The 11,378-nt window shown below is 53.4% G+C and carries 13 protein-coding genes, 1 tRNA gene and 1 pseudogene; 6 read left to right on the top strand and 9 right to left on the bottom strand.

Features of this window, described 5'->3' with window-relative positions; all coding sequences use genetic code 11:
• Positions 1-128: 128 nt before the first annotated feature.
• Entirely contained in the window at positions 129-1,535 is a 1,407-nt protein-coding gene (locus AC2FC2_RS10395; protein ID WP_490659181.1) for a sugar porter family MFS transporter, read from the top strand.
• A 61-nt stretch (positions 1,536-1,596) separates the two neighbouring features.
• Complete coding sequence (gene galE, locus AC2FC2_RS10390; protein WP_400768387.1) at positions 1,597-2,619, top strand: UDP-glucose 4-epimerase GalE; 1,023 nt, start codon at positions 1,597-1,599, stop codon at positions 2,617-2,619.
• A 185-nt stretch (positions 2,620-2,804) separates the two neighbouring features.
• Here galE and purK read toward each other — a convergent pair whose 3' ends face one another.
• The 4 genes from purK to ppiB all read right to left on the bottom strand — a co-directional run bounded on the left by purK (position 2,805) and on the right by ppiB (position 5,786).
• Positions 2,805-3,872 (bottom strand): 5-(carboxyamino)imidazole ribonucleotide synthase, encoded by a 1,068-nt coding sequence (gene purK, locus AC2FC2_RS10385; protein ID WP_490659180.1) that lies wholly within the window; start codon positions 3,870-3,872, stop codon positions 2,805-2,807.
• Positions 3,869-4,393 (bottom strand): 5-(carboxyamino)imidazole ribonucleotide mutase, encoded by a 525-nt coding sequence (gene purE / locus AC2FC2_RS10380; RefSeq protein ID WP_490659179.1) that lies wholly within the window; start codon positions 4,391-4,393, stop codon positions 3,869-3,871. The genes purK and purE overlap by 4 nt, the downstream gene beginning before the upstream one ends.
• A gap of 165 nt (positions 4,394-4,558) precedes the next feature.
• Complete coding sequence (locus tag AC2FC2_RS10375; RefSeq protein WP_209636432.1) at positions 4,559-5,281, bottom strand: UDP-2,3-diacylglucosamine diphosphatase; 723 nt, start codon at positions 5,279-5,281, stop codon at positions 4,559-4,561.
• A 10-nt stretch (positions 5,282-5,291) separates the two neighbouring features.
• Positions 5,292-5,786 (bottom strand): peptidylprolyl isomerase B, encoded by a 495-nt coding sequence (gene ppiB, locus AC2FC2_RS10370; RefSeq protein ID WP_209636430.1) that lies wholly within the window; start codon positions 5,784-5,786, stop codon positions 5,292-5,294.
• A gap of 300 nt (positions 5,787-6,086) precedes the next feature.
• Between ppiB and cysS the strand changes: the two genes are divergently transcribed.
• Positions 6,087-7,472 (top strand): cysteine--tRNA ligase, encoded by a 1,386-nt coding sequence (gene cysS, locus AC2FC2_RS10365; protein ID WP_209636428.1) that lies wholly within the window; start codon positions 6,087-6,089, stop codon positions 7,470-7,472.
• 68 nt (positions 7,473-7,540) lie between these two features.
• Here cysS and ybcJ read toward each other — a convergent pair whose 3' ends face one another.
• Entirely contained in the window at positions 7,541-7,753 is a 213-nt protein-coding gene (ybcJ, locus tag AC2FC2_RS10360; RefSeq protein WP_037417915.1) for a ribosome-associated protein YbcJ, read from the bottom strand.
• 10 nt (positions 7,754-7,763) lie between these two features.
• Positions 7,764-8,630 (bottom strand): bifunctional methylenetetrahydrofolate dehydrogenase/methenyltetrahydrofolate cyclohydrolase FolD, encoded by an 867-nt coding sequence (gene folD / locus AC2FC2_RS10355; RefSeq protein ID WP_209636425.1) that lies wholly within the window; start codon positions 8,628-8,630, stop codon positions 7,764-7,766.
• Positions 8,631-8,839: 209 nt separating this feature from the next.
• Here folD and AC2FC2_RS10350 point away from each other — a divergent pair, with 209 nt between their 5' ends.
• From AC2FC2_RS10350 to AC2FC2_RS10340, 3 genes are all read left to right on the top strand, one after another.
• The gene (locus AC2FC2_RS10350) at positions 8,840-9,049 is read left to right on the top strand and encodes a hypothetical protein (RefSeq protein ID WP_490659178.1); all 210 of its coding nucleotides are present in this window, start codon (positions 8,840-8,842) and stop codon (positions 9,047-9,049) included.
• 23 nt (positions 9,050-9,072) lie between these two features.
• Positions 9,073-9,339, top strand: coding sequence for a hypothetical protein (locus tag AC2FC2_RS10345; protein WP_490659177.1), 267 nt, complete (start codon positions 9,073-9,075; stop codon positions 9,337-9,339).
• 146 nt (positions 9,340-9,485) lie between these two features.
• Positions 9,486-9,562: transfer RNA gene (locus tag AC2FC2_RS10340), tRNA-Arg, on the top strand.
• 21 nt (positions 9,563-9,583) lie between these two features.
• On the opposite strand, the gene AC2FC2_RS10335 is transcribed toward AC2FC2_RS10340, so the two are convergent.
• From AC2FC2_RS10335 to AC2FC2_RS10325, 3 genes and pseudogenes are all read right to left on the bottom strand, one after another.
• Positions 9,584-10,744, bottom strand: coding sequence for a tyrosine-type recombinase/integrase (locus tag AC2FC2_RS10335; protein ID WP_261278876.1), 1,161 nt, complete (start codon positions 10,742-10,744; stop codon positions 9,584-9,586).
• Positions 10,745-10,872: 128 nt separating this feature from the next.
• Positions 10,873-10,986: pseudogene (locus AC2FC2_RS10330) on the bottom strand (helix-turn-helix domain-containing protein); the annotation flags it as partial.
• A gap of 229 nt (positions 10,987-11,215) precedes the next feature.
• Positions 11,216-11,378, bottom strand: a 163-nt coding sequence (locus AC2FC2_RS10325; protein WP_490659248.1) for an ANR family transcriptional regulator, incomplete at its 5' end; no start/stop codon positions are given.

Below are 11,378 nucleotides of genomic sequence, written 5' to 3'. Positions count from 1 at the left end.
GGCTTGTTTTTGTGTATCGAAAATAAAATAATGTAATCGTTTCCACTAATGTGATCGCACTCACTTCTCTTGGATGGATTGCCTCCTATCATAACGACAACTTAAGAACGTTATTCATCGGAGGCAGTATGAGTACTACCGTCAACGTTGCAGCGGCGGATAAAAGCCAAAACAATGCAGGTATGACTTTTTTCGTCTGTTTTTTGGCTGCGCTGGCCGGGTTGCTGTTTGGTCTGGATATCGGCGTCATTGCGGGTGCCCTGCCATTTATTACGGATTCGTTCCATATCACGAGCTCCCAGCAGGAGTGGGTGGTTAGCTCAATGATGTTTGGGGCCGCTGTCGGTGCCGTGGGCAGTGGTTGGATGAACTTCCGCATCGGGCGTAAATACAGCCTGATGATTGGCGCAGTCTTGTTTGTCGTGGGTTCGCTGTGCTCAGCTGCGGCACCCAACGTGGAGATCTTGTTGATTTCTCGCGTGCTGCTTGGGCTGGCGGTGGGTGTTGCATCCTACACCGCCCCTATTTATCTGTCTGAAATCGCACCAGAAAAAATCCGTGGCAGCATGATTTCCATGTACCAGCTGATGATTACCATCGGTATTCTGGCCGCTTACCTGTCGGATACTGCATTCAGCTATACCGGTGCCTGGCGCTGGATGCTGGGGGTGATCACGATTCCTGCCGTATTGCTGCTGATTGGGGTATTTTTCTTGCCGGATAGCCCACGCTGGCTGGCTTCACGTAATCGTCATGAGCAGGCGCGCCAGGTATTGGAAAAACTGCGCGACAGCAGTGCCCAGGCACAGCACGAACTGAACGAAATCCGTGAGAGCCTTAAGCTGAAACAAAGTGGCTGGACGTTGTTTAAGGACAATAAAAATTTCCGACGTGCCGTTTTCCTCGGCGTTCTGCTACAGGTAATGCAACAGTTCACCGGGATGAACGTCATCATGTATTACGCGCCGAAGATTTTTGGTCTGGCGGGTTTTGCCAGTACCGCGCAGCAGATGTGGGGCACGGTTATTGTTGGCTTGGTTAACGTGTTGGCCACCTTTATTGCCATTGGTTTGGTTGATCGCTGGGGACGCAAACCGACGCTGACGCTGGGCTTTATCGTCATGGCCGTGGGCATGGGGGCGCTGGGGACGATGATGAATGTGGGGATGAGTTCACCGACGGAACAATACTTCGCCATTATCATGTTGCTGATGTTTATTGTCGGGTTTGCCATGAGTGCCGGCCCACTGATCTGGGTACTGTGCTCAGAGATTCAGCCACTGAAAGGCCGCGATTTTGGTATCACCTGTTCCACAGCAACCAACTGGATCGCCAACATGATCGTCGGTGCGACATTCCTGACCATGCTGAATTCGCTGGGCAGTGCACACACCTTCTGGGTGTATGCGGCACTCAATGTCGTGTTTATTTTCATCACGCTGGCATTGATTCCAGAAACGAAGAATATCTCTCTGGAACATATTGAGCGCAATCTGATGGTCGGTAAGCCGTTACGTAACATTGGCTCACGTTAAGCGCTCACGTGTGGCTCGCCATAGGACGAGTTTTGCGTCAGGCACAGATTAAGGGAAAATTATGACGATTCTGGTTACCGGCGGTGCCGGATATATAGGTTCGCACACCGTACTGACATTGTTGGAACGTGGTGAAGATGTGGTGGTGCTGGACAATTTGATTAACGCATCTGAAGAGTCTTTGCGCCGTGTGGAACAGCTGACGGGCAAAGCCGTGAAGTTCTACCAGGGCGATGTACAGGATGCCGACTGCTTGCAGCGGATCTTTAAGGAGCAGCCGATCGCCTGCGTGATCCATTTTGCCGGTCTGAAGGCGGTGGGGGAGTCCACCCAAAAGCCACTGGAGTACTATCAAAACAACGTGGCGGGCACGCTGGTGTTACTGGAAGCTATGCGTCAGGCGGGCGCTCATCGGTTTATCTTTAGCTCCTCCGCCACGGTGTACGGCGAGCACGCGCCGGTGCCTTATCGGGAAGATATGCCGATCGGCGGCACCACCAGCCCCTACGGTACGTCCAAATGGATGGTAGAGCAGATCCTGCAGGATTTTGCCAAGGCGGAGCCGGCATTTTCGATTATCGCTCTGCGCTACTTCAATCCAGTGGGCGCTCACGAGTCCGGCTTGATTGGTGAAGACCCGAGCGGCATCCCTAATAATTTGCTGCCTTACATTGCCCAGGTGGCAATTGGTCAGCGGAAAACGCTGAGCGTGTTTGGCGGCGACTATCCCACTAAAGATGGGACGGGCGTGCGTGACTACATTCACGTGATGGATGTTGCTCAGGGGCACCTGGCGGCGATGGATCACTTACCGCAGATCGCTGGTTTCAAAGCGTATAATCTGGGCTCCGGGGTCGGTTACTCGGTGCTGGAGATGGTGAAAGCGTTTGAAAAAGCTTCGGGTGTCACCATTTCTTATCAGATTTTACCGCGCCGGGCGGGCGACTTGCCTGCCTTCTGGGCTGATGCCGGGTTGGCAAAACAGGAGCTAGGTTGGCAAGTGCAACGCGGGCTTGACGTGATGATGCGTGATACCTGGAATTGGCAGAGCAAAAATCCGCAGGGCTATACGCGTCATACTTGAAGCTGCCTCTTTGTTGGCTGCGCTTGCGTGCCCCAGTCACATAGTTATCTATGCTCTAGGGGCTTACAAGCTTGCCGCCGCGATGCAACTCCAATTATTTAGGGTACAGCGTGATTAGCTTTTCATCGGTAATAAAAAGGGTTCAACCCATTGAGTTGAACCCTTTTTTTGGTGCGGCGTAACGCTTAAGCCAGCTTTTGCTGCGCCCAGGCCAGACCGCTTTGGTATTCGGCTGGCAACAGCGGTGCTAAAGCCAGTAATGACTGTTGCAGAGCGACGGCATCAGGATCGTTCAGGTTCAGGTGCCCGACCTTGCGACCTTCACGTACTTCTTTTTCGTACCAGTGCAGATGTACCAGCGGTAATGCCAGCCATTGCTGATTCACTGCGGTGCCAATCAGGTTAACCATCACTGACGGCGTACTCACCACCGGCTTTGGCAACGGCAGGGCAAGAATGGCACGTAAATGCAGTTCGAACTGGCTGATGGACGCGCCGTTCTGCGTCCAGTGGCCGCTGTTGTGTACGCGGGGGGCCAGTTCATTAATCAACAGACGATCGCCAACGATAAAGCACTCCATCGCCATCACACCGACGTAGTTCAGCTCATCAAGGATGGCGGTTAGCATCTGCTCGGCCTGATGCTGCAAGGCTGGGTTAGGCTGCGGCAATGCGACGCTGGTGCGCAGAATACCTTCTTCATGCAGGTTATGGGTCAGCGGATAGAACACGGACTTGCCATCGTGCCCACGCGCACCAACCAAAGACACCTCGCCAGAGAAGTTAATGCCTTGTTCGACGATGCATTCACCGTAGGTATCTGCCGGCAGCTCGGCTTCCTGGCCTGGACGTAAACGCCATTGGCCGCGACCGTCGTATCCGCCCACACGGCGTTTGACGATAGCCAGTTCACCGAGGGTGGCAAACACCTGCGGCCATTCGGCGGCGTTGGCCAGCAGCTGCCAAGGTGTGGTATCCAGACCCAGTTGATCGAGCAACTGTTTTTGCGTCAGACGATCTGCCAAACGCGGGAAAATATCGCGGTTGACGAAACTATTATGGGTCGCTAATTCGCGCGTCAGTGCCGTTTCCGGCCAGCGTTCGATCTCGGCGGTGATCACACTGTTTTGATAAGGCACAGCTTCCGGTTCGGCGTCGATGCCAACCGGATAGACGGCGATACCCAGCGGTTCACCGGCCTGGCGCAGCATGCGCCCCAACTGACCATTGCCCAGTACGCAAACCGGCTTCATGCTTCCTCCCGCGGATCCGGGTTGTTCAGTACGTCGTCGGTCTGCGCTTGACGCCAGTCTGCCAGGCGTTGTGCCAGCAGCGGGTCGTGCAGTGCCAGAATTTGCGCTGCCAAGAGCGCGGCATTAGCGGCGCCGGCTTTGCCGATCGCCAGCGTACCGACGGGGATACCACGTGGCATTTGTACGATGGAGTACAGGCTATCTACGCCACTCAATGCGGCGCTTTGCACCGGCACACCCAGCACCGGTACCAGAGTTTTCGCGGCCAGCATGCCTGGCAGATGCGCAGCACCGCCCGCACCGGCGATGATCACGTCAAAGCCATTGGCACTTGCCTGTTCGGCGAAGCTGAACAGCTTATCTGGCGTACGATGAGCGGAAACGACTTCGACATGGAACGGGACATTGAGCGAGGTCAGGACGTCGGCCGCAAACTGCATGGTGGCCCAGTCACTTTTCGATCCCATTACAATTGCGATTCTAACCCCAGCGTGGGTGGCTGAAGCGGCGTTGGCTCCCATGGGTGTAAGGCTCCTGTAATTGTACAAACGACGGCCGGTTGCCTGCGGCGGGAGGCCGAATGAGGGCGTAGAGCATACCATGAGCGCACGGCAAGGAAAACGGTTGCGTCGCCAGTTTTCACCGTCAAAAGCGCGAATTTTTTACTCGCGCAATATGTCAGGAACTTAGAAGGGGAATTGGATCAATTCGACGGCGTCAGCGCTGACTTTGATCATTGAGCCTTCAACGTGCCAGGCACCCAGTACTGCGCGGTGGGCTTTACCGTTGCTCAGCGTCAGATCATGCACAGCAGGACGGTGTGTGTGACCGTGGATCATCCAGTGAACGTTGTGGCGTAACATTGCCTGTTCAACCGCTTGCGGGTTGACGTCCATAATAGATTCAGACTTGTATTGGTTGCTCTGTTGGCTACGTGCGCGCATTTTGGCGGCGATCTTAAGACGCCAGCGCAACGGCATTGCCAGAAACAGCCGTTGGATCCAGGTGTTATGCACTTTGCTGCGGAATTCTTGGTATGCATGATCGTCGGTACAGAGTGTGTCACCGTGCAGGATCAGTATTTTGCGGCCGTACAGGTCCAGCACCTTTTCTTCCGGCAGCAGCTGCATACCGCTGGCGCGGGCAAAGCGTTTGCCAACCAGAAAGTCACGATTACCGTGGATAAAATAGCAGGGCACACCAGCCTGTTGCAGCGCCTTCAACGCCGCGGCGATTTCACCGTGCAGCGGCTCGGGATCGTCATCGCCGATCCAGGCTTCGAACAGGTCGCCAAGAATGTACAGGGCGTCGGCGTGAATGGCATCTTGCCGCAAAAAGCGCAGAAAACCGGCAGTGATTGCCGGTTCCTGTGCGCTTAAATGCAGATCTGCGATAAACAGCTGGTGCATGCAGCCGCGATTACTCGCTGACGGTAACGCTGGTGATGATCACGTCTTCTACCGGCACGTCCTGGTGCATGCCGCTGCGGCCAGTTTTCACACCTTTGATCTTGTTAACCACGTCCATGCCTTCAACAACTTCAGCAAACACGCAGTAACCCCAGCCTTGCGCGTTTTCGCCGCGGAAGTTCAGGAAGTCGTTGTCAGCTACGTTGATGAAGAACTGTGCAGTCGCGGAGTGTGGATCGTTGGTACGCGCCATTGCCAGGGTACCGATGGTGTTTTTCAGACCGTTGTTGGCTTCGTTCTTGATGGTTGCCTTGGTGTCTTTCTGAGTCATGCCAGGCTCAAAACCGCCGCCCTGAACCATAAAGCCATTGATAACACGGTGGAAAATGGTGTTGTTGTAGAAGCCGTCACGGCAGTAGTTCAGGAAGTTTTCAACGGTAACCGGCGCTTTGTCAGCAAAGGTGTTGATAACGATGTCGCCGTGATTAGTGTGGAAAGTAACCATAGTTTTAGTCCTAACAAGATGAAGTGAGATGTCACGTAGAGCGAGTGAACAATCAGACCGTCGTTATAACATATCTCCTTTAATGAGTCAGCAGCGGCTAAACCGCGCACAGTCTGTGGTAAAAGTGTTTTTGTTATATTATAACATTGATTGTATTCCCTGATTTATCGCCGTTTTCCACGGTTCAGCTCAGCAAAGCGTGGCCTTAACCTTGCATTAGATCAGGCTTCGGGTTTCAATATGCTACTGGGTTAACCCCTAATGACCTTTTTGTTATCACGCACACCACGGAATGTCCCGATGCTAAAGATTTTTAATACCCTGAGTCGTCAAAAAGAGGAATTCAAACCCATTCATGCCGGTAAAGTTGGCATGTACGTGTGCGGGGTAACCATCTATGACCTGTGTCATATCGGCCACGGGCGTACCTTTGTTGCTTTCGACGTGGTGGCGCGTTATTTGCGTTATCTCGGCTATTCGCTGAACTACGTGCGTAATGTTACCGACGTTGATGACAAAATTATCCGTCGCGCGACAGAAAACGGCGAAAGCTGCGATCAACTGACCACGCGTATGCTGGCAGAAATGCATGCCGACTTTGATTCCCTGTTGATCGAACGCCCGGACATCGAGCCACGTGCGACCCAGCATATCGCTGAAATCATTGAGATCACCCAGCGTCTGATCGACCGTGATCATGCGTATGTGGCCAGCAACGGCGACGTGATGTTCTCCATTGACAGCGATCCGCAATACGGTTTGTTGTCACGCCAGGATCTGGATCAACTGCAAGCCGGTGCACGCGTAGAAATCGACGACGTGAAGCGCAACCCAATGGATTTCGTGCTGTGGAAGATGTCCAAGCCGGGTGAGCCAAGCTGGGAATCCCCGTGGGGCGCAGGCCGTCCGGGCTGGCACATTGAATGTTCTGCCATGAATGGTAAGCAGTTGGGTACCCACTTTGATATCCACGGCGGCGGTTCCGATCTGATGTTCCCGCACCACGAGAACGAGATTGCTCAGTCAAGCTGTGCGCATGACGGCCCGTACGTGAACTACTGGATGCACTCCGGTATGGTGATGATCGACAAAGAGAAAATGTCCAAGTCATTGGATAATTTCTTCACCATCCGCGACGTGTTGGGTTACTACGACGCCGAAACCGTCCGTTACTTCCTGATGTCCGGCCATTATCGTAGCCAACTGAACTACAGCGAAGAGAACCTGAAACAGGCACGTACGGCATTGGAACGTCTGTACACCGCGCTGCGCGGTACCGATGCCAACGCTCAACCGGCGGGTGGTGAAGTATTTGAAAGCCGTTTCCGCGAGGCGATGGACGACGATTTCAATACGCCGGAAGCGTATTCAGCCCTGTTTGATTTGGCGCGTGAAGTTAACCGCCTGAAGGCTGAAGACCTGAATGCAGCTAATGGGTTGGCAGCGGAATTACGCAAGCTGGCGAAGGTGCTGGGCCTGTTGCAGCAAGAACCAGAATTGTTCCTGCAAAGCGGTGCACAAGCTGACGATGCTGAAGTGACAGAGATTGAAGCCTTAATCAAGCAACGTAACGATGCCCGTAAAGCTAAAGATTGGGCGCTGGCGGATGCTGCGCGCGATCGCTTGAACGAGATGAACATCGTGCTGGAAGATGGCCCGCAGGGGACGACCTGGCGCCGTAAGTAATTCGCGTTAGGCTAACAAACAAAAAAGGCGCTGGGGTTTACTCAGCGCCTTTTTCTATGGAGCGGGGTTTACGGCTTAACAACCACCTTGCCGCCGTTAAACTCCACGACCTGATCGGCAACGATTTTGCAGCGCTTACGCGTTTCAACTTTACCGTTCACTTTCACCTGCCCATCGGCGATGACTTCTTTGGCGGCACCGCCGCTTTCGCACCAGCCCTGGAACTTGAGCAGATCGCACAGTTCGACGTGCGGGTGATTTTCCAGATTAAAAGTTTCCATACTGCCTTACTTATTTAGGTTGAACGTCGTGATAAACCTCGCAGGCCTGCAAGGTATTTTGGATCAGTGTAGCAACGGTCATTGGGCCAACGCCACCCGGAACCGGCGTAATATAGGCGGCTCGCTCACTGGCGGCATCAAAATCTACGTCTCCGACCACTTTACCACTTTCCAGACGGTTAATGCCGACATCAACGACGATGGCACCCGGTTTAATCCAGTCGCCTGGAATAAAGCCCGGTTTACCGACCGCAACGACCAGCAGATCGGCGTTTTCAACGTGGTGGCGCAGATTTTTGGTAAAGCGGTGCGTTACCGTCGTCGTGCAACCCGCCAGCAGCAGCTCCATGCTCATTGGGCGACCGACGATGTTGGACGCGCCAACCACCACGGCATTCAGACCGTAGGTATCGATGTTATAGCGCTCTAACAACGTCACGATACCGCGTGGCGTACATGGACGCAGCTTAGGCGCGCGTTGGCACAGGCGGCCGACGTTGTACGGATGGAAACCGTCGACGTCTTTATCCGGATGTATGCGTTCCAGCACTTTGACGTTATCGATGCCAGCGGGCAGCGGCAACTGCACTAAAATGCCGTCGATCTCGCCGTCGGCGTTCAGCCGATCGATCAACGCCAGCAATTCGGCCTCACTGGTGGTGGCAGGTAGATCGTAGGAGCGGGAGATAAAGCCCACTTCATCACAGGCGCGACGCTTGCTGGCGACGTAGATTTGTGAGGCTGGATTTTCGCCAACCAGCACTACCGCCAGACCTGGAGCACGTTTACCGGCAGCCAGACGTTGTTTAACTTGCTCAGCCACTTCGTTTCTAACCTGCTGCGCAATCGTTTTACCATCAATAATCTTTGCTGACATCAGTGAGGAAATCCATCAATTAAGAAAAGCGGGGAATGACGCTATTTTGTCAGAAGCGGAGCGCGCTGTCAGGCGTTGAATCGCGATCGATGGCGTTTGCTGGGCGTGATTTACGCTTTTTTTATACCAACAGAATGATCCTCTACGCCTTTTTTACCTTGTGCCACGTAAGCTGCAATCAGTGAGATTGCGGTAGGGGGGGAGAAATCATGATGGTCATCACTCGGTTACACTCTTTGCACCAGCCCATCGATAGTCTGGCGTATCCACCAAGACACGTGGGGGAAACGGTGTTCGATTCGTCATTACATCCGGCAGACGTTGCACAGTTGATTACGCTGCATCAACGTGCTGCACACAAAGCACCGTCCTCATGGATAACGCGTCTGAACGCATTGTGCCGGAGGTTGCACGCATGATAAGCATCAGAGGGGTGGGGCTTATGCTACTGGCGTGGGCCCCGATGGGTCAGGCTTCACTCAATGCCACACCGGTCAGCGCCGCGTTAAGCCAGCCGCTGTCAGTTGCCTGCAATCTACTGGCGACCGAACATGCTGATTGGGGCAATATCAATGCGATGGTGCATTCTGCACGCATCTGCCTGCAGCGCCCTACGGAGCAACAATCAGAACGTCTTATCGAACCGGCCAATTCCGGCCTGGCTCAACGCAGCGCTGACTCGTCGCTGGATTTAATACAAAACAAATGAGGATGTTAACGCCGTGGGCGGGGGCAGTAATGGTTGAAAAAACGCCATAAAGCACGGCCGCCGCCGTAACGTTATGAAAAGGCATTGACTCAGTAACCCCTGACCGTATAATCCCACTCCGCAACTTCCGGTTGCCGCATCCCCATGCGCCCTTAGCTCAGTTGGATAGAGCAACGGCCTTCTAAGCCGTAGGTCACAGGTTCGAGCCCTGTAGGGCGTACCATTTAGATTCAATGACTTACGCTTATTCCCCAACAGCCACATTTTCCAAAAGTGCCAGATTAGTGACATTGCCCGCCAAGACTTCGTCAATTTTTCTCGCATGTTCGGTTAAATGGGAAGGGGAAAGGTGAGCGTAACGCTGAACCATTTCTATGCTCTCCCATCCCCCCATTTCTTGTAGCGCTGAAAGTGGCACCCCTGCTTGAACTAACCAGCTTGCCCAGGTATGCCGAAGGTCATGAAATCGAAAGTCGGTTATTCCTGCTCGTCGCTTGCCTGTATTCCATGCTGAGTTATCGTCAACACGCATTTTCCTGACTGCGGGTGTCATACCTCCGCCTGGGCGTTTACGCGCAGTTGTATGCACAAACACATACCGGGAGTGGCGACCAATCTGATCCCGTAGCGTTTTGCAGGCAGTATCATTTAGAGCAACACCAATGGCTTTCCCTGCTTTGGCGTTCTCTGGGTGTATCCAGGCAACCTTTCTTTGCATATCAACTTGCGACCACTCCAGATCAATGATGTTAGAGCGACGAAGACCTGTTGCCAGCGCGAACACGACAACAGGGCGAAATTGCTCAGGCATGCATTTTAATAGGGTGGTCGCTTCATCCTTAGTCAGCCACCTAACTCGTTTGCTCACTGGCTTCCTGACTTTGATCACCGGAGCCTTGCGTAACCACTTCCATTCATCGGCTGCGATCTTCATCAGCCCGCGCATGAAAGATAGGTGCTGGCTGCGTGTTGCCGCTGATACTGGTTTTGGTTCATATTCTGGAACTGGCTTGCCGCGCCTTTCTGCCGCTTTCTTTTTCAATTCCCATCGTTGCCGGTGCTTTCTGTTGGGCATCTTGGCGACCGCCGCCATAATTCTATCCTCCGTGATCGACGAAAGGTTTTTCCCAGAAAAATACTGAAGGAAAAACTCTATCTTCGTGCGGTCATCGTCCAATGAGCGCTTTTCATCTTTCTCCGTAAGCCAGCGCAAGCAGGCCTCATCAAAAGTATGCTCAGCAATCTCACCCAATTTATTTACCCGCCACGCCTCTGCTCTTAACTGATCGTAGAGTTCTTGCGCTTGTTTCCTGTCTGTCGTGTCAAGGCAGCGCCTAACTCTTTTGCCACTACCCGGTTCGACATAGTCGCAGTACCAATTGCCGTAACGTTGTTTAAGGGCCATCTGCTGTTACCTTTCTGTTGATGGCCGTCTGCATTCACGGCCTGATTTTGTGCTGCCCTGCCGTAATACGCAAGGCACTCTGATTTGAGAATCTCATAATGTCCTTTGCCGTTCGGTCCGCTTTTACGCGCCGTTAGCAAGCCTGACTTAATCAGGCCTCTAACTGTTCTTTGGGACTTTTTTAAGTACGCGGCGGCCTCGGCGAGCGTGAATGGCACATCGTTGATATTTATTTCTGACATTGAATGCCTCGGCTATTTTCCTTCCCGCACCCGATGAACCTCACAGTTAAGCCGCAGCCATGCCGGTGGATGCTTAGGCCAATAGGGAGCGATTTTCACTGCGTGTTTGTCGAGTAGCTGTCGAAAGGTGAGTTTGTTAGTGGGGGAGTCGAAATCTTTTAGAAGCTCTCTGGCTGTGCTACGGAGAAGGTTTTTCTGAATGCTGCCGGTATCAGCGACAGGTTGCATTTTATCTACCCCAGTTGCGCGATGCCGCGTTGACACAAAAATCGATGCGGATTTGTACCCACACCACATCGACTGCCCGAGCCACTTCGAATGCTTTAAGCCAAATACTGGCCGCGTCGGCATAATGGGCACGGCGTTCCGCCTCAGCGGCCTGGTGCGCTAAG

This window comes from Serratia sp. CoH_122_TC_1 (genome assembly GCF_058191755.1).
The sequence above is the reverse complement of the archived record's forward strand: the minus strand, read 5'-3'. Positions and strand labels throughout refer to the sequence as shown.